The sequence below is a fragment of the Micromonospora sonchi genome, assembly GCF_014646235.1.
Taxonomy (GTDB): domain Bacteria; phylum Actinomycetota; class Actinomycetes; order Mycobacteriales; family Micromonosporaceae; genus Micromonospora; species Micromonospora sonchi.
This window is the reverse complement of sequence record NZ_BMNB01000054.1, coordinates 1-22,106: the sequence shown is the minus strand read 5'-3', so window position 1 is coordinate 22,106 and position 22,106 is coordinate 1. Positions and strand designations below refer to the sequence as shown.

Here is a 22,106-nt window from a genome sequence, read left to right as displayed (position 1 = left end):
TCTCGGGATCATGGTGTCTCAGCAACTCGATGATCACCTACGGGCCGCACCCGTCCTACATGGACCCCGATCCCACCCAAACTTCCAGCTCAACCCGCCCTCAAGCGACTACGCAACAGCCCTGGCCCGGTCACGGCGCGACAGCGAACTCACCGAGATGATCAGGAGGATCCACGCCGAGAACTACGGCGTCTACGGTGCCCGCAAGATTTGGCACGAGCTGCGCCGCCAGGGCGTCGAGGTGGCCCGGTGCACGGTCGAACGGCTGATGCGCGCCGCCGGGCTGCGTGGGCTACTGCGCGACAAGTCGCCGCGCACGACCCGGCCCGCGGCCGAGACCGACCGGCCTCGTGACCTTGTCAAACGTGACTTCGCCGCAGTGCGGCCGAACCAGCTGTGGGTCGCCGACCTGACCTACGTGCGCACCGCCGTGGGCTGGGTGTACGCCGCGTTCGTGCTCGACGTGCACTCGCGCATGATCGTCGGCTGGCAGGTGTCCACGTCGCTCTACACGGATCTGGCCCTGGACGCGTTGAAGATGGCGATCTGGCGCCGCGAGAATCAGGGCGCTGACCTGGGCGGACTCGTCCATCACTCGGACCGGGGAGTCCAGTATCGAGCGATCCGCTACAGCCAGCGGCTCGCCGAGGCCGGCGCCGTCGCCTCGGTCGGCGCCAAGGGCGACTCCTACGACAACGCGATGGCCGAGGCGTTCAACTCCCTGTACAAGGCCGAACTCGTCCGTAACCGAGGGCCTTGGCGCGGGCTCGACGACCTGGAGATGGCCACCGTCGAGTACATCGACTGGTACAACAACCGCCGGCTGCATGGCGAACTCGGACACCTCCCACCTGCCGAGTACGAGGCCCTACACGCGATGACCCAGCCGGTCACCGCATCCCTGGAAACCAGATAACCAACTCTCCATCAAACCCGGGGCTTGACAGGGTGATCGGACGCTGGCTGCCTGGCTGCCTGGCTGTGCCTGGGCCGTGCCCTGTCGAGCTGATGGCGTGAACGGTTCGCGGTTACCGGGGTCGCGATGGCCTTGACTGCGGCCAGCGGCTCGCCGGGCTGGATGTGGTGCTGGTCGACCTGACCCTGCTGGGCTGCTCCGCCAGAAGGCTTTCGGGCGGAGCGACACACCGGAACCTGCCACCGTGCTCGGCGGAGGTGGCGTCCATTCCCGCCGCTTGTCCGAGGTGGCGTCCATCTCTCGCCGCTTGCGTGATAGCGCAAACGGATCAGCTCGACAGGGCGAGAAGGCAGCAGTGTGCCCAGCCCGGGTCGGCGGCCCGGCGGCGACGATCACAGCCCGGATCTCGATCAGCGCGGCGGTCAGTTCGTAGACCAGGGGAGCCGACAGATGGTCGGTGGACTCGGCGGCAGGTGCCTGGCACCGGGCCGGTGATGGCCCGGTGCCAGGCACGTCCGTCGGGGAGTCAGCTCGCCGTGCAGGTCGGTGTGGGGGTGCCGGGCGCGCCGGAGGAGGATCCGAGGAAGCCGAACGTGGTGCTGGCACCGGGGGCGAGCGAGCCGTTGTAACTGACGTTGCGGGCGGTGACCGTCGATCCCTGGGTGGTTACGGTCGCGTTCCATGCCTGGGTGATCGCCTGGCCGCTGGGCAGGGTCCAGGTCACCGTCCAGTTGCTGATCGCCCGCGTCCCCGCGGTGACCCGCACCTCACCCTGGAAGCCGCCGGTCCACTGGTTGGTCACCGTGTACGTCGCGGTGCAGGCGGCGCTGGCCGGCGGTGGCGTGGTCGGGCCGGGCGGTGGGGTCGTCGGTCCGGGTGGTGGGGTGGTGGGCCCGGGTGGTGGCGTGGTGGGTCCCGGTGGTGGGGTGGTGGGCGGGGGAGTGGTGGGACCGCCCCAGCCCGCGGTCGAGTCCAGCCAGGCCGCGCGGCGCAGCATCCAGTCCCGCATGTACTGGACCTGCCCCTGCCACGTCGACGCGGTCGGGGTGATGAAGGGCCCGATCATCCGGGTGCTCAGGTTGGGCCAGCGCTGGAAGTTGCGTTGCGCCCCGTTGCCCAGCGGCGCGGTCAGGGCGTTGATCCGGGACTGCAACGACGCGTCGGAGAGTGCACCACGGCGCAGCGTCTGCCATCGTAGCCGGACCTGGTTGACGAAGGCCGGGTCCCGCAAGAGCTGGTTGTACCAGTCGTTCGCCATTGGTTGGCGTCCCTGCTGGTACTGCCAGCCGGAGGTCTGGTCGTTGGCAAAGTAGCCACCGACGCCGAAGCTGAGGTCGTAGTCCCACAGCGGACCGGCGAAGATCTTGGTGTCCCGGTCCTTGTAGAAGTACGCGCTGCGGAGGTAGGAGTCCATCTCCCGGCTCAGCTCGTTGATGATGAGCTGGTCGATGAAGGAATCCACGTCGATGTACGCCCGGTAGCCGGTTGCCGGATCGGCGAAGTTGGATGCCCGTAGGACGTTGTGGAACTCCTGGATGTGGTTGCGCAGCCAGTCCCGCTGTTCGGACGCCAACGGCGACGGGTCGGCGACCTCCAGGTAGTTCCAGCAACTCGCCGCCGGTCCGGTGCACGGCAGCGTCGGCTCCTCGGCGGCCATCCACTCGAACTTGAAGATGTAGCCACCGGTGATCTTCGGCAGCGTCCGGTCGTCGGAACGGAGCTTCTTGAGGTCGAGGCGGTTCTTGGAGTTCTTGATCGTCTCCACGATCATGTAGACGCCCATGTAGTCGTCGGCGCCGACCGGGCCGGCGTCGGTGTTGAGGTAGAACTCCGCGAACGCGTACCGGGGCGCCGGCAGGCCCATCTGCCGCCCGAGGTCGTAGACGAAGGCCTCCCGGATCAACGCCTTGTCGCTGAACGGCCCGCGCAGCACCCAGTCGGAGTCGGCGGGCATGCCCAGCACCGGGTAGTCGGCGTCGTCGTCCTCGTTGTCCCAGAACTCGAGCCGGTACGGCGTCTTGGCGAACATGGCCGACGACTGCCCGCGCAGCCGGAACCCGGCCCGGGTGGCCACGGTGGGGGCGGCGGCCAGCGAAGTGGTCCCGCCACTCGGTTCGAAAATCATGGTGGCCGCGTTGAAGTACTGCCGGTCCGGTCGGCCCGCCCCGTACGAGTCGATCAGGATCACCGGCAGGTCGTGCGCGGTGGCGGTGGTGCGGGCGACGTACATGGCCGTGCCGGGTGCCCCGGACGCGGCCTGCCCGACGAAGGCCTGTGCCCGCAGTTGGGTGGTCCGGGTCAACCGCAGCGGCGAGCCGGAGTAGAGCGAAGACTGTGCAGTGGGCAACCGCCCGTCGGTGGTGTAGCGGATCTGGGCGCCGCTGACGGTGGTGCTCAGCGACACCGACACCTCGCCGGAGAAGGTGCCGCTGGGCACGGAGAAACGGATGTCGCCGACCAGGTCGTCGGCGGCGGCCGCCGCCGCGACGGCGTCGGCCGCCGAGGTGGTCGTGGTGGAGTTGGCGGCGGTGGCGGCGAGCGGTTCGGCGCCGGCCGGTGACGGGGACGGGACGAGCAGCCCGGCGACCAGCACGGCGGCGGCCAGGACTCCTGCGGCGCGGAAGGCCGCCGTCGCGGTGCCGGTGCTGCGGACGGTCAGACGCACGATGCCTCCTGTTCGGAGCGAAGGGTGGTGGTCGATGCCGGGCCCGCCGACGGCGGGGTGCGGTGGAAGTGGCGGCGCAGCGTCCGACGCCACGGCGCGTCCGGCAGGTCCGGGCGGAGTGCGGCCAGGCCGGTGGCGTACTTGGAGATGCGGACGGGCCGAATCCCTCGCTGCCACAACATCCGGTCGGCCGGCGAGGCGGCGGAGCTGGTCTTGCTCTCGACCACGGCGAGGCCGGGCAGCCGCAGGGTGCTGTCGCCGGCCTGCCAGGTCAGCTCGGTGTCGATGGTGACCCGGCCGGCGGTGGCCGGCAGCAGCAGGGTCGCCCGACGGTAGCTGGTGACCAGCACCGGATCAAAGGCGTCGCCGACGGCCTGGTGGATCGCCTCGCGCCGCAGCGCCGCCTCGACGAAGTCGCGGCCGGGGTGCACGGTGGCGCGGTCGCTCAGGTGGTACGGCAGCCGGTGCTTGGTGATGCTGTCCCGCGCCCCGCTGATCTTGACTTCCAGCCAGCACTGCGCGGAGTCGAGGTAACTGCGGGTGCGCACCTTGAAACGCCGCCGCCGCCGGTACGCCGCGCAGTGGTAACTGGCCAGTCGTGGGGTGTCGAAGTACACCGACTCGTAGCGGAACACCCGCTCGCCGTCGATCTCCAGCACCTGGGCGGACGGGACGAGTTGGTCCACCAGGTAGGGCAGCTGGTCGAGCGGTATGACGTACTTGCGGTCGACCCTGGTCTGGAGCGCGGCCCGGTCGATGAGTTCGGTCAACCCGACGGGGGCCATCTCCGCCAGTGCCGAGGCGATCGGCGGCGGGTTCATCGGTGTGCTCCCGCCGTTGCCGGCCGGCCGCCAGCGGTCCTGGCGGTGCCGGGGCGCGCCGAGTACCGGACGTCCACCACGGTGGTCTCGTTGACCAGGTCGAGTCGCTGCACGGTGGCGACGTGCACCCGGGCGCCGAGTAACTGTTCCAGTTGGGCGACGAGCGCCACGTGATCGGTGACGGCGGAGTCGAGCACCATGATCTGGTGCCGGTAGTGGCGCAGCAGCCGGGGATGGTCACCCAGGAACATCACCACCACGATGAGCGCCATCAGGCCGGCACTGAGCCAGATCGAGGTGGTGCTCAGCGCGCCGAGGATGCCCAGGGCCAGGGCCGAGAAATAGTAGGCGACCTCATGCTGGTCGAGCTCCGTCGAGCGCAGCCGGATGATGGAGAGTACGCCGAACAGCGCCAACCCCAGCCCGAGCCCCGCGCCGACGTTGCTGGCGCTCAGCGCGCTCGCCACCGCCAGCACACCGACGTTGACGCCGAGGTAGGCGACGACGAGATCGCGGCGGCGGTGTCGCGGAAAGTAGAGCCCGAAGACGAGCAACACCACCGCGCAGATGTCGATCCCGAACAGGACGAGCTGGGACATCGTGCTTTCTCCTCCTGAGTCACTGCCGCGCCGGCCCGGCACCTGTCCTGTGCTGCCCAGGCACGGGACGCCCGTGCTGCCCGGGGCACGGACTGCGGGCGGGCGACCGAACGTCACCGGTATTTTCGGTAAACTTGCGGGAACTATTCCGTGAATAGTACGACTCTTCATCGAGATGGGTCAATGACCGTGTGTCGTGCGCCTGGTGCTGGTCGACGCTCGCCCCGGCGAACGGATCCGTCGGCTCGCCGACCGGGATCAGCAGGTTGAATCACGAGCCCTCGACGGTGGGCGACCAGCCGCATTCCGTCGATCCTGCGAAATAGTATTGACATTTTTCGTTGTCCAGACTGAAACTTGCCGCTGATGGTCATCGATAGACGTCGATGAAACCTGCTGTCTGTCCGGAGAGGGGCCTTCAGTGACCATGAGATTGGGCCGTCAACAGATCCGATCGGCGATCGTGGTGCTGGCGGTGACGGCACTCGCGCTCGGGGCGACGACCTGGGTGGTGGCGAGAAGCAGCCTGGCCCGGGCGGCTGCCGTCGGCCTTGCGGCCGTCGCGCCGGTCGAGGACGAGGGGGCCGACTGCCCGGTCCCCGGTTCGACGTTGCCGCCGGCCAGCTCCCGGCTTCCGGATCCCTTCCGGAAACTGAACGGCACGCGCATCTCGGCCAGGTCCGACTGGCGGTGCCACCGCGCGGAGACCAAGCACCTCGCGCAGCGCCACGTCTACGGCGACAAACCGGCGAAGCCGCAGAGTGTCACGGGAACGGTCTCGAACACGAACATCACGGTGAACGTGACGCACAACGGCCGCAGCGCCAGCTTCTCGGCGAGCGTGCAACTGCCCAGCGGGGGCACCGGGCCGTACCCGGCCGTGGTGGTCCTGGGTGGATTCGGTGCGGACACCGCCACCATCCGGTCCGCCGGCGCCGCGGTGATCAGCTACGACCCGCTCGCGGTGGGACGGGAGGGCACGCCGCGCAACAACAAACAGGGCGCCTTCTACAGCGTCTACGGCTCGTCCAGCAGCACCGGCCTGCTGGTCGCCTGGGCGTGGGGAGTGAGCCGGATCATCGACGTCATCGAGCAGTCGGGCGGCAGCATCCTCCGGGCGGACGCGACCGGCGTCACGGGCTGCTCCCGCTACGGCAAGGGTGCCTTCGTCACGGGCGCCTTCGACCAGCGCATCGCGTTGACCATGCCGATCGAGTCGGGCAGCGCCGGCTCGCCGATCTTCCGCGGCATTCCGGGTGAGTCCGGTGCCCAACCGCTGAACAGCGCGTACGGCGAGCAGCCGTGGCTGGGCGACGCCTTCGGCTCCTACACCGGCAATCCGGCGAACCTGCCCGTGGACACCCACCAGACGGTGGCCATGATCGCCCCGCGCGGACTGTTCATCATGGACAACCCGCACATCGACTGGCTGGCCGCCCGGTCGTCCAGTGTCGCGGCCCTGGCCGGCGCGGAGGTCTACAAGGCGCTCGGCGCAGGCGACAACATCAGCTACTGGTCCGACGTGCAGGACGGTACGCACTGCGCGTCCCGATCGGAGTGGCGCGTCCCGTTGCAGCAGCACATCCAGAAGTTCCTGCTGAAGACGGGCAACGCGGCCGGGGTCTTCCGGATCTCCAGCCGCAAGGCGGGCAACCTGGCCGAGTGGCGGGACTGGCAGACCCCGACCCTCGCCGACGGCCCGACCACTCCGCCGACGACTCCCCCCACCACCGCTCCGCCCACGACTCCGCCCACGACGACTCCGCCGACCACGACCCCGCCCACCACGCCACCGGCCGGTGGCGGCTGCTCGGCATCGGTGTCGCTCAATCAGTGGACCGGTGGGTTCGTCGCCACGGTGCGGGTCACCGCAGGCACCGCGCCGGTCAACGGCTGGACGGTCGGCGTGACGTTGCCCTCCGGCGCCACCGTCACCAACGTCTGGAACGCCAACCGCAGTGGCAGCAGCGGCGCGGTCACCTTCACCAACGTCAGCTACAACGGCGCGATCGCCGCCGGCCAGTCGACCGAGTTCGGCTTCCAGGGCACCGGCACCGGCACGGGTCTGAGCCCCACCTGCACCGGCAGGTAGCTGACAGCGATGAGTTCGTTAAACAACCGGAGGGTTCGATGTGCTGTCTCACGAGGGTCAGGTGACCAGGCGGGCCACGGCGACTTTGGGTGGGAAGTTGACCTGTAGGTGCATGTGGCTTATCTCGCCGTTGAACTCACGGTCGTTTCAAGATCATGAGTGTGGTGTGAATAGCGGATCGCGGTCTGGCCACAGTGGCGTGTCGCGAGGCAGGGTGGGGACGAAGCTCCGGTAGGACGAGGACTTCTCACAGAACCTTGTTCTTCAACGGAGCTTCGTCGTGGTGCAGTGTGTCATGCCCGACGCCGATGTGGCGTCGGTCGCTGGTGTTCCGGTCGGCCAGGCGTGTGGTGACCTGCTCGAACTGCTGGCCGGCGTGTCGGATGGCCGGTCGTCGCAGGGCCGGGACCATCCGGCCGCGGTGGTCCTGGCGCTGGTCGCGGCGGCGACGGTGGCGGGGATGAGCGGGTACACGGCGATGGCGGGCTGGGTGGCCGACGTGCCGCCCGCGGTGTTGACCGATTTGTACCTGCGGGCTGGTGCGTTGCCGGTGGGCCGGCCGTCGCGGTCGACGATCTGGCGGGTCTGCACGGATACCGACGCGCAGGCCTTGGACACCGCGATCGCGGCGTGGACGGCGGCCCGCCGGTCCGGTCCGGCTCCGGTCACCAGCCCGCGCAACACCGGTGAGCGGACACCGGACCCGCGGCCGGCGGGCCTGCTCCGTTTGGACGGCAAAACCGTACGCGGGGCCGTCAACGCCGACGGTAGCCAACTGCACCTGCTGGCCGCACTGGCCGGTAGCGCCGAGCCCGGGACACCGGCGGTGGTGATCGGCCAGACCGAGGTGACCGGGGCCAAGACCAACGAGCCGGCAACCGCCCGTGACCTGCTCACCAGCCTCAACATTGAAGGAAGCACGGTTACCGCCGACGCGTTACACACGGTCAAGGCCACCGCCGAGCTCATCCACTCGCGGGGTGGGCAGTTCGTGTTCCCGGTCAAGGAGAACCGGCAGGCGCTGTTCGACGCCCTCAACGCCCTGCCCTGGCAGAACACCCCGATCGCCGACAACCGCGTCGACACCGGCCACGGACGGATCACCCGCCGCACGATCCAGGTACTGCCCGCTCCGCCCGACCTGCCGTTCCCACACGTCAACCAGGTCTGGCTGATCGAACGCTACGTCACCGACACCACCGGCGCGCACCTGTCCGCCGCCGCCCAACTCGGCGTGGCCAGTCATACCCCCGAGCAGGCAACTCCCGCCCAGATCGCCGCCTGGAACCAAGGTCACTGGGCCATCGAATCCCTGCACTGGATCCGTGACACCTGCTACCGCGAAGACCACTCCCGGGTCCGCGCCCGATCCGGACCCCGCGTCCTGGCCTCGCTACGCAACCTGGCCATCAACGCGCTACGCCTGGCCGGACGCTGCGACATCACCGAAGCCACCCGATGGGCCAGCCGGAACATGACCAGGCCCTTCACCATCCTCGGACTCACATCATGATCTTGAAACGCCCGTGCCGTTGAACTCGACCAGTTCCGCCTCGAAGTCACGGCACATGTTGCGCATGGTCTGCTCATCTGGGACAGGTGCCGGTCGGCGAATGCCTTGTGCCGGAACTCGGCCACCTAAAACCGAGTGGACACGTCGCGGCAGTGCCTACCGGTGCGAATTCCTTCAAGCTGAGCCTTAAATCAACTGCCGTCCGGGGTCAAACCGACCGAGTGGTGACGGTATGCTCGTGATGATGCAGCTCCGTTACCGCTTCCGGATTACCCCGGACGTTGCTCAGCGCGCCGCGCTGGCACAGGCGTTCGGGTGTGCCCGAGTGGTTTTCAACGACGGGCTCAGGCTGCGTCAGCGAGCCCGCGAGGCGGGCGAGAAATATATCTCCGACGCCGAGTTGTTCAAGCAGGTCATCACTCACGCCAAGGGCACCGAAGAGCGGGTCTGGCTGGGCGAGGTGTCGGCCGTGGTGCTGCAACAGGCTCTGGTCGACCTGAACAGCGCATACCGCAACTTCTTCGCCGCGGTCACCGGTAAACGCAAGGGCCGCAAGGTCGCCTCGCCGAGATTCCGGTCCCGTAAGGACAACCGGCAGGACATTCGGTTCACGAAGAACTCCCGGTTCAAGGTTCTCGACAACGGCCGCCTGCGTCTGCCGAAGATCGGCGACGTGCCGGTACGCTGGTCGAGATCATTGCCTTCGGACCCGTCCTCGGTCACCGTGATCAAAGACGCGGCGGGCCGGTACTTCGCCTCGTTCGTCGCGACCACTGCCGAGGATGAGATCCTGCCGCCGGTCGGGTCCGAGATGGGCATCGACCTGGGCCTGACCCACTTCGCGGTCATGTCCGACGGCACCAAGGTCAGCGCGCCGAAGTTCCTGCGCCGCGCGGCCCGCAAGCTCAAACGGTTGCAGCAGGACCTGGCGCGCAAGACCAAAGGGTCGAACCGGCGCAAGAAAGCCGTCGTCAAGGTGGCTCGGGCACACGCTCGAGTGGCCGACACCCGACGAGACTGGCAGCACAAGCTGTCCACGACGATCATCCGCGACAACCAAGCGGTGTACGTCGAGGACCTTGCTGTCGCCGGTCTCGGTCGGACCCGGCTCGCCAAATCGGTGCATGACGCCGGGTGGGCCAGCTTCACCTCCATGCTGCAATACAAAGCGGCACGCTACGGGCGCGCCTTCGGTCGGGTGGACCGATTTTTCCCGTCCACCCGCATGTGTTCCGACTGCGACCGGATCAACAACAAAATGACGCTCGACGTCCGGACGTGGGACTGCCCCTGTGGCAGCCACCACGACCGCGACATCAACGCCGCCATCAACATCCTGGCCGCCGGACAGGCGGACAGGCTAAACGATCGTGGAGCGCACATGAGACCGGGACCCATCCCGGCAGCGCGCGGTGAAGCGGTAACCCACCCGGACGCCGCGTGTTCCACACGCAGCGTGGAGGGAACCCTCGTCCCTCAGGGCGAGGAGGATGTCAAAACACCTCGGTGACGGTCAGTGGCGCCAGCACCTGGTCGGTGGTCGTCGTCATCACCTCGCCGCAGAAGATCTCCTCCACCTGGAGCGACAACCCGACCTGGGACGGCAGCGGCAACGTGATGACGATGCGCTCCAACGGCAGCGGCAACACGTTCGGCTTCACCACGATGATGAACGGCAACTCCAGCGCCCGGCCGCAGATCAGCTCCTGCACCGCAGGCTGACCGACCCGCCGTCGGCCGTGCGGGCCCACCCGCACGGCCGACGGTTTTCGCTGGCCTCACCGCCGGTCGGAGACCCGGCCGGCGGTGGTCATTCCTGGATCGCCGTGGGGCGGTAGTCGAACCAGTCGAAGGCGGCGCTGCCCTCGGTGACGTAGAGGCCGAGGACCCGACCGGTGAAACCGGCGGCGACCTCGGTGGACAGGTATCGGCCGTCGAGTTCGGCCAGCACGACCGGCCCCTCCTCGGTCGCCACCTCGAAGCTGACCATGTCGCAGGTGGTGGGGCGTACGCCGAAGGGCGCCCCGGACGCCGCCACCTGCTCGGCCGCCGTCACCGTCGGCGGCAGTAGGTCGCCGGTCCGGGTGGCGATGGTCAGGGTGACCGGGCCCGCCGGCACCCGCCGCTCGCCGAACACCTGGCGGAACGGCCCGACCCGGCCGACGACCCGCACGGTGTCGCCGGAGACCTCCAGGTCGTAGTGGTGTGCCTCGTCGATGCGCAGGGTCAGCCCGGCCCGGCCGGTACCGGCGTCGACACGGACGCTGGCCCGGCAGTCGTGATGAAGTTGCCGCCGGGCGACCAGGGTGACCCCGGCCCGGTCCAGGGTCTCCCCGTCGGCGTGCAGGGTGAGCCAGCCCGGTCGGTCGGTCAGCGACCAGCTCCGCTGCGGCCGGCTGCGAAGCGACAGCCACTGCGGCGCCAGCCCGGCGCCGTCGAAGTCGTCGCGGTGCCCGCCGGGCTCGGGGGCGGCGGCGAGCGCGGGTGGGCCGCCGGCGGGTGCGGCCATCACCTCCTCGACCGGGTCCACCACCGGCCAGCCGTCCACCCACCGCACCGGCACCAGGAAGGTCTCCCGGCCGAGCACGTGGTACGGCGGCCACTGTCCCTTGGCGCGGATGCCGAGCAGCACCATCCACCAGCTGCCGTCGGTGGCCTGGACCAGGTCCGCGTGGCCGGTGGCCTGCACGGTCCGGTTCGTGCCGCGGTGGGTGAGGAACGGGTTGGCCGGGCCGGGCTCGAACGGGCCACGGATGCTGCGGGACCGGGCGATGGAGACCGCGTGGCCGGTGTGCGTGCCGCCCTCGGAGACCAGCAGATACCACCACTCGCCGATCCGATAAAGGTGTGGGGCCTCCGGGTACTGCCCGCCGGTGCCGGACCACATCGGCACCGGGCCCTCCAGGATCTTGCCGGCCTCCGGATCGATCCGGTACGACTCGACCCCGGACACGGTCAGCCAGCAGTCGCCGTTGTCGTCCCAGGACAGCGAGGGATCGACGTGCGGCAGGTCGAAGTGGACCGGATCCGACCACGGCCCGGCCGGGTCGGTGGCGGTGACGAGCAGGTGCCGGCCGATGCTCACGTTGGTGGTGACCATCCAGAACCGGCCGTCGTGGTGCCGGATGGTTGGCGCGTAGATGCCGGCCGAGGCGGGCGTGTCCGCCGGCAGGTCGAGTTGGCTCGGGCGGTCGAGCACGTTGCCGATCTGCCGCCAGTTGACCAGGTCCCGACTGTGGAAGATGGGTACGCCGGGGAAATACTCGAAGCTGGAGCAGACGAGGTAGTAGTCCTCGCCCACCCGGCAGACGCTCGGATCGGGGTGGAAACCCGGGACGACGGGATTGCGGAAGGTGACGGCGGGGTTCGTCATGCGGATCGATGCTAATTGTCCCGTGGCGGCACCGTCGATCCTTTGCCGGGGCCGCCACGGGACGGTCGGCGCTCATCGGCCCCAGAGCCGCCAGGTCTGGTTGAGCGGGCTGCCCTGGCCCGCCGGGTTGCAGGTCCACTGGTGGACCGGGGCGCGGGGCGCGGTGGAGATGGTGCTGACGTCCACGCACTTGTTGCTGTGCCGGGCCACGAGCTGGTAGTCGTGCGGGTCGTTGCCCGGGTAGGTCACCTTGCGCAGCGTGAACTGCTGGTTGAGGCCGTCGTGGCAGCTCCACTGGTGCACCGCCGCGCCGTCGGCGGTGGAGACGCCGCTGACGTCCAGGCACTTGCCGGACTGCTGGTTGACCACCGTGAAGGTGTTCGCCACACCGGCCACCGGCCGGAAGTTCCACAACTGCTGGTCGCCGCCCTCGCAGTGGAACTGCTGCTGGATGTTGCCGTCACCGGTGTTCGAGCCGGGGTTGTCCAGGCACTGCTGGGAGTGCTGGGCCACCGCCACCGACTGGAAACCGCCGTCGGCTGGCGGCAGCAGGGTCAGGGCGTACGTGTCGGTCTGGTTGGCGTAGGGCAGCGAGACCGTGGCGTTGTTGCCGCTCACGGTGACCACGCTGTTGGAGACGGTGATCGGGCCCTGCACCGCGCCGCCGCCGTTGTGCGGGATCCGCTGTGTGAGCACGCGGACCTGGTTGTTCTGCACGATGCCGCTGGTGGTGTCCAGTCGTTGCAGGTTGACGGTGAGGTTGCCGGTGGTGCGGCCCGCGCCGATGAGGATCTTCGCCGACCCGGACGTCTTCGTGGCGAACGCGTCGTACGACGGGCTGGCCGTGACCGAGACGATCTGCCCGGTCTGCGAGGCGTAGAAGCGGTAGGCCCACCATTCCCCCTTGGGCTGGTGCTGCCCGGCCGAGTTGCGCACCAGCAGGTTGCCGAGGTCGTTGTGCAGGTTGCCGGCGCTGGCCCAGTTCGCCCGGAGGCCGTCGGCGCGGGCGCGTTCCAGGCGTGCGATGTACCAGGCGCCGTCGCCGGGGTTCTGCTCGTCGGGCGCGGCGTACTCGTTGATCTGGTACGGGCGGGGGTGCGGGATGCCGCGCGGGTCGAGGGTGGCGTTGGCGGCGGCGACGTTGGCCACCGGGTCGCCGGGCAGGGAGTGCCAGCTGATGATGTCCGGCACGGTGTTGGTCGAGCGGACGAAGTCCAGGTACTGGTTCCAGAAGGTGTGGCTGGTCGACGGTACGCAGGCGCAGCTCGGCCCGACGATGAGCTGGTTGGGGAACTCGGCCCGCAGGCGCTGGTAGGTGCGGCGCCACAGCTCGAAGTACTGGGAGATCGGGCGGTTCCAGAACAGCGTGATGTTGGGTTCGTTCCAGATGTCCCACTGCACGGTCAGCCCGGCCGCGCGTACGTCGCTGATCAGGCGGTTGAGGAAGTTGTCGTAGTCGGTCCAGTTGCCGTTGTCGCCGGGGAAGCGGGAGATCGCGGCGCCGTCCGCGCCCCACAGGTCGTGCGGCAGCAGGATGAACTCGCCGCCGAGCGCCGCGGTGCGCCGCGCCTGGGCGAGGGTGGAGTTCCATCGGCGCTCGTAGGTTCCGCCGACCCAGCCGCTGCCGGGCAGCTGCGCGCCGCCGGCGCGCATGTACCGGAACTTCACGTCGCGGTAGAAGTGATCGGCCGGGCCGGAGGCGTTCTCGGTCATGCCGTAGATCCAGCCGGCCGCGCGGTACGTCGGCGCGCCGCTGGTCACCGAGAAGTTGACGCTGATCGACTCGTCGGCGGCGCGGGCCGGCGCGGAGACGGCGACGAGGGAGGCGGCCGCGAGCGCGAAGACCGCGAGCCGGGCGATGGGACGGCGAAGGGTTCCTGGTCTGCGGGGGAGCTTCACTGGGGGACTCCTTTGCGACGAAGGCGGCTCTCTGCGCGTGGAGGGCACGTCGAACCGATTCGCACGGAGCGTAGAAGTTGACAGTTGTGAATGTCAACGGCGCGTTGCCTCGGTGACGCGGAGGTTTCCGGCGCTCGCCGATGCGGGGCATCGACTCCCTTGACCGGGTTGCCAGGGTGGGCCTATCGTCGGCCGAACCGATTCGGCGAATCGGTTCGACCACGAAGCGAGGCGTCACATGACACGATCCCGCCTGCGGGGGCGCGCCGTGATCGCCGCCCGGTCAGCCCTCGCCCTCGCCGGTGCCGTGAAGGACTGAGCCGACCCGCACCCACCGCACCAGGAAAGGCGGCCGCCGCCCATGACCGTCGTCCACACCGGCCCGACGTTCTCCGTCCAGGACATCCCGTTCAGCCACCGGGGAGCCTGGTTCAGCATCTCCCCGGTGGTGGCCGCGCACACGCACGCCCCCGACCTGCACCTGATCTCCCACCAGACCGGCATGCATCCCGTGCTCCGACTCACCCCGACCGCCGATGCCGTGGTGAGCACCACCGCCGCGTTGTTGACCTGGCGTCACCACACCGACCTGATCGAGCTGACCTACGACGGCCCGGAGACCGTACGATTGCGCGGGCGCGGCCTCGGCCTGCGGATCGCCGCCGCGCGGGCCACCCTCACCCCGTTCAGCGGCACCTATCTCCACGACGACCCGGTCACCGGCACGTACGTCTTCACCTCGTACGAGACCGGCCGCCGCTACCGGATCACGCTGCTCGCCGGCGACCTGCGAAGCGTGGGCGCGCAGGCGCTCGGGACCGCCGAGCGGGCCGTGGTCCTGCCGGCCGACCAGCCGTGGGAGATCGCTGTCGAGGAGTACCGGACCGCTCGCCGCCCCTACCCGGCCGACCGAAGTTTCGACCAGCTCGTCGGGTCGGTGGCGGCCGATTTCGCGAGCTTTGTCGACGCGCTGGCACCCTGGCGCAGCCCGGAGACCCCGGGCGCGGAACTCGCCGCGTACGTGCTCTGGTCGGCGACGGTCGCACCGGCCGGCTTCCTCACCCGACCGGCGGTGCTGATGTCCAAGCACTGGATGAACAAGGTGTGGAGCTGGGACCACTGCTTCAACGCCCTGGCCCTCGCCGACGCCGACGCCGAGCTGGCCTGGCACCAGTTCCAGCTGCCGTTCGACCACCAGGATCCCACCGGTGCGCTGCCGGACTCCGTTGCCCACTCGGAGGTGCTCTACAACTACGTCAAACCGCCCGTGCACGGCTGGGCGCTGCGTCAGTTGCGGCAGCGACTGTCCCGCCCACTGTCGGCCGACGCGGTGTCCGACGGCTACCAGCGGCTCGCGCGCTGGACCGGGTTCTGGCTCGACCACCGGCGGGTGCCCGGTCACCAACTGCCGTACTACCAGCACGGCAACGACAGTGGCTGGGACAACGCCACGACCTTCGACGGCGACCGGGTCATCGAGACGCCGGATCTCGCTGCCCTGCTGATCCTGCAACTGCGCCAGCTCGCCGACCTGGCCGCGGAACTGGGTCGACCGGAGGCTGCGACGCGGTGGAGCCGCATCGCCACGGACATCCGCGCCGAACTGCTGGGGAAGCTCTGGGACGGGCAGCGGTTCGCCGCCCGCAGCGCGCGCGACGGCCAGGCGCGGTCGAGCAGCAGCCTGCTCGACCTCATGCCCATCGTCCTCGGCGCCGACCTGCCCGCCGACGTCAGCGCCGCGCTCGCCGGCGGGCTCAAGCGCCATCTGACCGCACACGGGCTCGCCACCGAGCCGGTCGACTCGCCGCACTACACGGCCGACGGCTACTGGCGCGGGCCGATCTGGGCGCCGGCCACCATCCTGATCGAGGACGGCCTTCGCCGGGCCGGGCACACCGGGCTCGCCGACGAGGTCAGCCAGCGGTTCCGTGCACTGTGTGAGAAGTCCGGCTTCGCGGAGAACTTCGACGCCGAGACGGGCGCGGGCCTGCGCGATCGCGCCTACACCTGGACCGCCAGCAGCTACCTCCTCCTGGCCGCCGCCCACGAACGCCGCCGCCCCCACCCCACCCCGTCGTGTTGATCATGAGGTTAGCGGCAGTTGTCGATCTCCAAAGTGCCGCTAACCTCATGATCAACGAGGTTCAGCGGGGCGGGGCGGGGGCGGCGCTGGCGCGGAGCGAGATCGGGGGGCGGTAGAGGTGGTGGCGGGGGGCGGCGGTGGGGGCGGCGATTCGTTCCAGCAGCAGCGCCACCGCCTCGGCGCCCATGTCGAGGGTGGGCACGTCGGCCGCGGTCAGTGGCGGGTGGAAGTCCTCCGCCCAGTGCGCGGCGGCGACCCCGATGACCGAGAAGTCGCGCGGCACCTGCCGGCCCTCCGCCTCCAGTGCCCGCTGGAGGCCGGGCAGGGCGGCCTCGTTGATCGTGGCGACGGCGGTGACGTCCGGATGTGTGGCCAACAGCCGGGTCATGGCGGCCTCACCAGCCGAGGCGTCGTCGCCGCAGCACAGGTCGACGCCGGTCAGGCCCCGCTCGGTCACCCCCTGGCCGAAACCGGCCAGGGCACGGTGACCTGGACCGTAGCCGGCGGCGACCAACTCGGCCGAGCGGTTCACCAGGGCGATGTGCCGGTGCCCCAGGTCGGCCAGATGATGGACGCACCGGGCGATGAGCCCCTCGTAATCCACGTCGACCCAGCTCGTGCCCGCCGGCTCGGCGGTGCGGCCGATGGTGACGAAGGGCAGCGGGCTGCGCCGCAGCCGGGCGACCCGGTCGTCTTCCAGCCGGATCTCCATCAGGATCACGCCGTCCACCCGGCGCCCGGTCACGATCCGCTCGAACGACCGGTCGTGGTCGCCGCCGGAGGGGGAGAGCAGCACGTCCAGGTCGGCGCGGGCGGCGGCCTCGACCACGCTGGCGACGAAACCGAGCTGCATGTCGGTCAGGCGCTGACTGGCCGGGGGAATGACCAGCCCGAGGGTACGGGTCCGTCCCTCCTTCAACGCGCGGGCGTTGGCGTTCGGGCGGTAGTCCAACTCGTCGATGACAGCCTGGATCCGTTGCCGGGTCGGCTCCGACACCGCCCGCTTGCCGCTCAACACGTACGACACGGTGCTGCGGGACACGCCCGCGCGGCGGGCGATCTCCCCGATGTTCATCCCGCTCCTCGTGGTCGAATCGATTCAACCCAGGCTATGAGGGGTGCCAAGCGGGGTCAACGAGGGCACCGAGGCTAGGCGATCAGCATGCTGCGGGCCTGGGTGAGACCACCGACGGTCTCCCGCAGCGCCGCGACGATCGCCGTCTCCAGCTCCGGCCGCAGCCGGGTCACCGGCACCGAGACGCTCACCGCGTCGACCGCCGGTGTGGCCAGCGGCACTGCCATCGCGAAGCACCTGATGCCCTCGGCGTTCTCCTCCCGGTCGACGGCGTGCCCGGCCGTGCGCACCGCCGCCAGGGCGGCGTGCAGGGCATCGCGGTCGGTGACCGTGTGCGGGGTGAGACGCGGCAGCGGGAAGGCCAGGACCCGGTCGACCTCGTGCACGGGCTGCTCGGCCAGCAGCGCCTTGCCGAGCGCGGTGGCGTGCGCGGGCAGCCGACGGCCGATCGCGCTGTAGAGGCGCAGCCGGTGCACCGACTCGCGTTTGGCGAGGTAGACGACCTGGTCGCCGTCGAGCCGGCCGAGGTGCACGGCCTCGCCGAATCGGCGGGACAACTCGTCCAGGACGCCGGCGAGCAGGCCGACCGGTTCGTCCCCGTCCAGGTAGGCGGCACCGACCCGCAGGGCCCGCAGGCCGAGCCGGAACCGGGTGCCGGTCTCGTCGGTCCGCACCCAGCCGCGGCTGGTCAGCGTGCGCAGCAGGCCGTGCAGGCTGCTCTTCGGGATGCCCAGGGTGCGGGCCAGGTCACCCAGCGCCCAGGGCTGGGGGTGGTCGGCCAGCAGCTCGAGCAGGTCGAGGGTGCGCCCGGCCGACTTGACCGGCTGGAACTCCTCGGGTGCGGCAGACACGCAGGCCACTCTAGCGAAGGCGGTACGCCTCCAGTAAGGTCACGTATGTGATCAGCGTTCACGGACTTGAACAGTTGGATGTCGGTCGAGTGCTGCCCGTCGTCGTCCTCGACGATGCGCGGCAGGCCGACCCCCTCGGCGAGGCCCTGGTCAAGGGCGGCCTGACGGCGGCCGAGGTGACCCTGCGTACCGCCGCCGGGCTGGACGCCATCGCGGCGCTCGCCGGTCGCGGCGACCTGACCGTCGGCGCCGGCACGGTGCTCACCGAAGAGCAGGCAGAGCGGGCCATCGCGGCCGGCGCGCGGTTCGTGGTGACCCCGGGCTTCGCGCCGAAGGTGGTACGCGTCTGCCAGGTGGCCGGCGTCCCGGTGGTGCCCGGCACGGCCACCGCCACCGAGATCCAGATGGCCCTCGACGCCGGCCTGAACGTCGTCAAGTTCTTCCCCGCCCAGCAACTCGGCGGGCCCGCGATGATCAAGGCTTTGGCGGCGCCGTTCCGCGAGGTCCGGTTCATCCCCACCGGCGGCATCACGCCCGCCGTGATCACCGATTACCTGGCCCTGCCCGCCGTGCTGGCCATCGGCGCGAGCTGGATGGTGGCCCCCGAGCTGATCGCCGGCGAGCAGTGGGACGAGATCACCGCCCGGACGCGGGCGGCCGTTGTCGCGGCGGGAGGCCCGGCATGAGCATCATCAATCCCCGACCGAAGGACGACTGCCGCTATGACCTGGTCTCACTCGGCGAGGTCATGCTGCGGCTGGACCCGGGCGAGGGACGGGTCCGCACCACCCGCCAGTTCCAGGTGTGGGAGGGCGGCGGGGAATACAACGTCGCCCGCGGCCTGCGCCGCTGCTTCGGCCTGCGAACCGCGATCGTCACCGCGTTCGCGCAGAACGAGGTCGGCCGGCTGCTGGAGGATCTGATCCTCCAGGGCGGCGTGGACACCAGCTTCATCACCTGGCTGCCGTACGACGGGATCGGCCGCAGCGTACGCAACGGCCTGAACTTCACCGAGCGTGGCTTCGGCGTACGCGGCGCCATCGGCACCTCCGACCGGGGACACTCGGCGGCGAGCCAGCTCAGGCCGGACGCCGTCGACTGGGACCACCTTTTCGGCACCCTCGGCGTGCGGTGGCTGCACACCGGCGGCATCTACGCGGCGCTGTCCGAGACGGCCGCAGAGACCGCCGAGGCCGCGATGACCGCCGCCCGCCGGCACGGCACGATCGTCTCGTACGACCTGAACTACCGGCCCAGCCTCTGGAATGCCGTGGGCGGCCAGGACCGGGCGCAGGAGGTCAACCGTCGGCTCGCCCGCCTGGTCGACGTGATGATCGGCAACGAGGAGGACTTCACCGCCTGCCTGGGCTTCCAGGTGCCGGACACCGACATCCACAGTGGGGCGTTGGACGCCGGCAACTTCAAGGCGATGATCGAGACGGCGGTCCAGGCGTACCCCAACTTCAAGGTCGTGGGGACCACCATGCGCGGCGTGCACAGCGCGACGGTGAACGATTGGGGTGCCGTGGCCTGGGCCGGCGGCACCTTCGCCGAGGCGACCCACCGGCCGGACCTGGAAATCCTCGACCGGGTCGGCGGCGGTGACAGCTTCGCCTCCGGGCTGATCTACGGGCTGCTGGAACGCGACGGTGACGTGGCGCTGGCGGTGGAGTACGGCGCCGCGCACGGCGCGCTGGCGATGACCACCCCGGGCGACACGTCGATGGCCAGCCTGGCCGAGGTGGAGGCGCTGATGCGCGGAGCCGGTGCCCGGGTGCAACGCTGAGGACGCCCCCGATGAGATCGTCGAAAACGATCTCATCGGGGTCCTCGCCTCGGCGGGAACCGGGAACGACGGCCGGCGATACAGTCGGGCGATGGACGGGACACGGGTCATCGTCGTCGTCGGCTATCCCGAGGCCGAGCTGCTGGAGATCACCTGCCTGGCCACCACCTTCAACTACGCCAACCGGGGCCGGGAAATCCCCCGGTACGAGGTCCGGGTGGCCTCCCTCGGCGGCCGGCCGATCACCTGCCGGTCCGGACTGACGCTGGCGGCGCAGGCGGCACTCGAACGGCTGCACGGGCCGTTCGACACCCTGATGGTCGCCGGCGGCGAGGGGCACCTGGCGGCGTCCGAGGACGTCCGCCTCGTCGGACACGTACGCCGGCTGGCCCGGGAGACGCGACGGGTGGCATCGGTCTGCACCGGCGCCTCCGTGCTGGCCGCCGCCGGGCTCCTCGACGGCCGCCGGGCCACCACGCACTGGATGTTCGCCGACCAGCTCGGGGCCAGCTATCCCGCCGTACGGGTCGACCCGGCACCGATCTACATTCGCGACGGCGCGGTCAGCACCTCCGCCGGAGTCACCACCGCCCTCGACCTCGCCCTGGCCTTCGTGGCCGAGGACCACGGTGGCGAGGTCGCCCGGCGGGTGGCCCAGGGGCTGGTGACGTACCTGCACCGGCCGGGCAACCAGGCGCAGATGAGCATGTTCCTTGCCGCACCGGCACCGGACGACGCCCTGGTCCGTGACCTGGTCAGGATCATCCACAGCGCGCCGGCCGCCGACCTCAGCCTCACCGCCCTCGCCGGCCGGGCGGCCGTCAGCGAACGTCACCTGACCCGACTCTTCGTCGCCCAGCTCGGCCAGACGCCGGCCCGGTACGTGCGCAGGGTCCGGCTGGAGGCGGCGGCCCAACTGCTCGCGTCGAGCCGGTTGCCGCTGGCCCGGGTCGCGGCCCGCTGCGGGTTCACCTCGGCGGAGGCGCTGCGGCAGGCGTTCGTCGACCGGTACGGCGTCACGCCGTCGCGCTACCGGGCCACCTACCGAGCTCCGACGGGGTCAGTTGACCGCCGCGAGCACGAGGAACCCGACTCCCAGCGGGACGTCCAGCAGCATGCAGAACTCGGCGAGCGACCGGGGCGCCACCTGGTTGCGCCGATAGTGGACCAGGTCCCAGATCCCGTGCCCGGCCAGCACCAGACCGCTGAGCACGAGCCCGACGGCCGGCGCGAGGAAGAGCGCGGTGACCGCGAGTACGCCGTACCCGATCAGCGCGACGGCCTGGGCGGTGAGCGCCGGTCGGGACGCCTGGCCGAGTAGGCCGACGGCCACCAGCACGACCGCGACGATACCGAGACCGGCCCACCAGAACAGCCCGATCAGTTCGCTCGCGACGACCAGCAGGCCGCCGACCGGGACGCCCGCCCAGGCCACCCAGGGGCGGTCCAGCGCGTCGGCACCCAGATAGCAGAGGAGGGCCACACCGACCACGGTCGCGAGGGTCTCCCGGTCGGCGCCGGTCGCCAGGACCAGCACCGCGGCGGCGACGCCGAGCACGCTCGGCCAGCGGTGCGCCAGCACCGACCATCGGGGTACGGCAGCTCCGGACGTCAGTGTCGAGGTGTTCATGCCCCAGACGATGCCCCAGCCCGCTCGGCCCGGTCGAGCACGTCTTCCGCCCCGGTCCGGAATCCTGGGATGCCGGTCCGATCAGACCGTGGCGGCGTTCCTGGACCGATCGACCGGCAACTTGACCCAGTAGCGGCGGATCCGGCCGAGTTCGGTGTCGCGTACGTCCTCAAGCACGCCGCCGTGGCGCTCGATGACCCGCGCGGAGGCCATGTTGTGGTCCGTGCAGGTGATCAGGCAGCGGCTCATGCCACGGCGATGCGCGCGGTGCAGGACCTCGCCCAGCGCCCAGGTCGCCAGCCCTCGACCCCTCGCCGACGGGCGCATCCCGTAGCCGATGTGGCCGCCGGCCCGGGTCAGGAAATCGTTGAGCCGGTAGCGCAGCGAGATCGCACCGAGAAATTGATCGTCCTCGACGATCCACCAGAACGACGCGTGCACCAACCCGTCGGGCGGCGGGATCGACTCGTCCGACCTGAGGCGCAGCTCCTGGACCCAGGCGGCGAAACCCGCCGCCGTGTCGACGTCGTCAGTCTCGCGCAGGCCACTGCCGTCCTGGTGGACGCCGCGGCCCCACTCGTCGCGCGCGGCAAGCCACGAATTGTGCAGTCGGGTGGTCGGTGCGATGAGATCGGGCACCCGGCGATCCTAAGAGCGTCCGCCAGTAGGTGACGGCGAGGACGTGGGGTAGTGAAACGGGCACGAAGTCGGTGATCATCGAGTTGTCTACGCTCTGTGATCACTGGAGGCTTCGTGCCCGCCGTCCCATCATGCATCCTCGACCCGTTTCGCGCACAGTTCCT

At 70.1% G+C, this 22,106-nt stretch carries 16 protein-coding genes and 2 pseudogenes; 8 read left to right on the top strand and 10 right to left on the bottom strand.

Annotated features, from left to right (window positions below; translation table 11 throughout):
* The first annotated feature begins 10 nt into the window (after window positions 1-10).
* Window positions 11-916: an IS3 family transposase gene (locus tag IEY61_RS30095; protein WP_268240707.1), complete on the top strand. Its 906-nt coding sequence runs from the start codon at window positions 11-13 to the stop codon at window positions 914-916.
* Window positions 917-1,442: 526 nt separating this feature from the next.
* On the opposite strand, the pseudogene IEY61_RS32370 reads toward IEY61_RS30095, so the two are convergent.
* The 4 genes and pseudogenes from IEY61_RS32370 to IEY61_RS30080 form a co-directional block, all read right to left on the bottom strand.
* Window positions 1,443-1,865 (bottom strand): annotated as a pseudogene (locus IEY61_RS32370) (cellulose binding domain-containing protein); the annotation flags it as partial.
* A gap of 36 nt (window positions 1,866-1,901) precedes the next feature.
* Window positions 1,902-3,353 (bottom strand): annotated as a pseudogene (locus IEY61_RS31910) (CotH kinase family protein); the annotation flags it as partial.
* A gap of 218 nt (window positions 3,354-3,571) precedes the next feature.
* Window positions 3,572-4,402, bottom strand: coding sequence for a polyphosphate polymerase domain-containing protein (locus IEY61_RS30085; protein WP_189050543.1), 831 nt, complete (start codon window positions 4,400-4,402; stop codon window positions 3,572-3,574).
* Entirely contained in the window at window positions 4,399-5,001 is a 603-nt protein-coding gene (locus tag IEY61_RS30080) for a DUF4956 domain-containing protein (RefSeq protein ID WP_189050541.1), read from the bottom strand. Before IEY61_RS30080 ends, IEY61_RS30085 begins: the two co-directional genes overlap by 4 nt.
* 427 nt (window positions 5,002-5,428) lie before the next feature.
* Here IEY61_RS30080 and IEY61_RS30075 point away from each other — a divergent pair, with 427 nt between their 5' ends.
* The 3 genes from IEY61_RS30075 to IEY61_RS30065 all read left to right on the top strand — a co-directional run bounded on the left by IEY61_RS30075 (window position 5,429) and on the right by IEY61_RS30065 (window position 10,116).
* A complete protein-coding gene (locus IEY61_RS30075) occupies window positions 5,429-7,093 on the top strand; it encodes a glucuronyl esterase domain-containing protein (protein WP_189050557.1) in 1,665 nt (554 codons plus the stop codon).
* A gap of 280 nt (window positions 7,094-7,373) precedes the next feature.
* Window positions 7,374-8,606 carry an ISAs1 family transposase gene (locus IEY61_RS30070; protein ID WP_189050539.1) on the top strand — a complete coding sequence of 411 codons (1,233 nt, stop codon included), beginning with the start codon at window positions 7,374-7,376 and terminating at the stop codon, window positions 8,604-8,606.
* Window positions 8,607-8,838: 232 nt separating this feature from the next.
* Window positions 8,839-10,116: an RNA-guided endonuclease InsQ/TnpB family protein gene (locus IEY61_RS30065; protein WP_229706593.1), complete on the top strand. Its 1,278-nt coding sequence runs from the start codon at window positions 8,839-8,841 to the stop codon at window positions 10,114-10,116.
* Here IEY61_RS30065 and IEY61_RS30060 read toward each other — a convergent pair.
* From IEY61_RS30060 to IEY61_RS30050, 3 genes are all read right to left on the bottom strand, one after another.
* Complete coding sequence (locus tag IEY61_RS30060; protein ID WP_189050537.1) at window positions 10,100-10,363, bottom strand: hypothetical protein; 264 nt, start codon at window positions 10,361-10,363, stop codon at window positions 10,100-10,102. The two genes, IEY61_RS30065 and IEY61_RS30060, sit on opposite strands and share 17 nt — an antisense overlap.
* A 53-nt stretch (window positions 10,364-10,416) precedes the next feature.
* Window positions 10,417-11,979 carry a glycoside hydrolase family 43 protein gene (locus tag IEY61_RS30055; protein ID WP_189050534.1) on the bottom strand — a complete coding sequence of 521 codons (1,563 nt, stop codon included), beginning with the start codon at window positions 11,977-11,979 and terminating at the stop codon, window positions 10,417-10,419.
* A 72-nt stretch (window positions 11,980-12,051) separates the two neighbouring features.
* Window positions 12,052-13,878: an RICIN domain-containing protein gene (locus IEY61_RS30050; protein ID WP_189050532.1), complete on the bottom strand. Its 1,827-nt coding sequence runs from the start codon at window positions 13,876-13,878 to the stop codon at window positions 12,052-12,054.
* A gap of 361 nt (window positions 13,879-14,239) precedes the next feature.
* Here IEY61_RS30050 and IEY61_RS30045 point away from each other — a divergent pair, with 361 nt between their 5' ends.
* Complete coding sequence (locus tag IEY61_RS30045) at window positions 14,240-15,961, top strand: amylo-alpha-1,6-glucosidase (protein ID WP_189050530.1); 1,722 nt, start codon at window positions 14,240-14,242, stop codon at window positions 15,959-15,961.
* Between the two features lie 61 nt (window positions 15,962-16,022).
* Here the strand turns inward: IEY61_RS30045 and IEY61_RS30040 are convergent, their stop codons facing one another.
* Window positions 16,023-17,036 (bottom strand): LacI family DNA-binding transcriptional regulator, encoded by a 1,014-nt coding sequence (locus IEY61_RS30040; RefSeq protein ID WP_189050528.1) that lies wholly within the window; start codon window positions 17,034-17,036, stop codon window positions 16,023-16,025.
* Window positions 17,037-17,110: 74 nt separating this feature from the next.
* Window positions 17,111-17,887, bottom strand: a complete 777-nt coding sequence (locus IEY61_RS30035) for an IclR family transcriptional regulator (protein ID WP_229706591.1) — start codon at window positions 17,885-17,887, stop codon at window positions 17,111-17,113.
* A gap of 47 nt (window positions 17,888-17,934) precedes the next feature.
* On the opposite strand from IEY61_RS30035, the gene eda reads away from it, so the two are divergent.
* The 3 genes from eda to IEY61_RS30020 all read left to right on the top strand — a co-directional run bounded on the left by eda (window position 17,935) and on the right by IEY61_RS30020 (window position 20,994).
* On the top strand, window positions 17,935-18,573 hold the full coding sequence (eda, locus tag IEY61_RS30030) for a bifunctional 4-hydroxy-2-oxoglutarate aldolase/2-dehydro-3-deoxy-phosphogluconate aldolase (protein WP_189050524.1): 639 nt from the start codon (window positions 17,935-17,937) through the stop codon (window positions 18,571-18,573).
* The gene (locus tag IEY61_RS30025; RefSeq protein ID WP_189050522.1) at window positions 18,570-19,673 is read left to right on the top strand and encodes a sugar kinase; all 1,104 of its coding nucleotides are present in this window, start codon (window positions 18,570-18,572) and stop codon (window positions 19,671-19,673) included. Before eda ends, IEY61_RS30025 begins: the two co-directional genes overlap by 4 nt.
* A 91-nt stretch (window positions 19,674-19,764) precedes the next feature.
* Window positions 19,765-20,994 carry a GlxA family transcriptional regulator gene (locus IEY61_RS30020; protein ID WP_229706589.1) on the top strand — a complete coding sequence of 410 codons (1,230 nt, stop codon included), beginning with the start codon at window positions 19,765-19,767 and terminating at the stop codon, window positions 20,992-20,994.
* A gap of 390 nt (window positions 20,995-21,384) precedes the next feature.
* Here the strand turns inward: IEY61_RS30020 and IEY61_RS30010 are convergent, their stop codons facing one another.
* Window positions 21,385-21,942, bottom strand: coding sequence for a GNAT family N-acetyltransferase (locus IEY61_RS30010; RefSeq protein ID WP_189050518.1), 558 nt, complete (start codon window positions 21,940-21,942; stop codon window positions 21,385-21,387).
* Window positions 21,943-22,106 lie beyond the last annotated feature (164 nt).

Bases quoted from the DNA above. Each gene is read 5' to 3' on its own strand.
- IEY61_RS30080 (WP_189050541.1), bottom strand. From the start codon at position 5,001: ATGTCCCAGCTCGTCCTGTTCGGGATCGACATCTGCGCGGTGGTGTTG.
- IEY61_RS30085 (WP_189050543.1), bottom strand. From the start codon at position 4,402: ATGAACCCGCCGCCGATCGCCTCGGCACTGGCGGAGATGGCCCCCGTC.
- IEY61_RS30020 (WP_229706589.1), top strand. From the start codon at position 19,765: ATGGACGGGACACGGGTCATCGTCGTCGTCGGCTATCCCGAGGCCGAG.
- IEY61_RS30065 (WP_229706593.1), top strand. From the start codon at position 8,839: ATGCTCGTGATGATGCAGCTCCGTTACCGCTTCCGGATTACCCCGGAC.
- IEY61_RS30025 (WP_189050522.1), top strand. From the start codon at position 18,570: ATGAGCATCATCAATCCCCGACCGAAGGACGACTGCCGCTATGACCTG.
- IEY61_RS30095 (WP_268240707.1), top strand. From the start codon at position 11: ATGGTGTCTCAGCAACTCGATGATCACCTACGGGCCGCACCCGTCCTA.
- IEY61_RS30055 (WP_189050534.1), bottom strand. From the start codon at position 11,979: ATGACGAACCCCGCCGTCACCTTCCGCAATCCCGTCGTCCCGGGTTTC.
- IEY61_RS30040 (WP_189050528.1), bottom strand. From the start codon at position 17,036: ATGAACATCGGGGAGATCGCCCGCCGCGCGGGCGTGTCCCGCAGCACC.
- IEY61_RS30075 (WP_189050557.1), top strand. From the start codon at position 5,429: ATGAGATTGGGCCGTCAACAGATCCGATCGGCGATCGTGGTGCTGGCG.
- IEY61_RS30045 (WP_189050530.1), top strand. From the start codon at position 14,240: ATGACCGTCGTCCACACCGGCCCGACGTTCTCCGTCCAGGACATCCCG.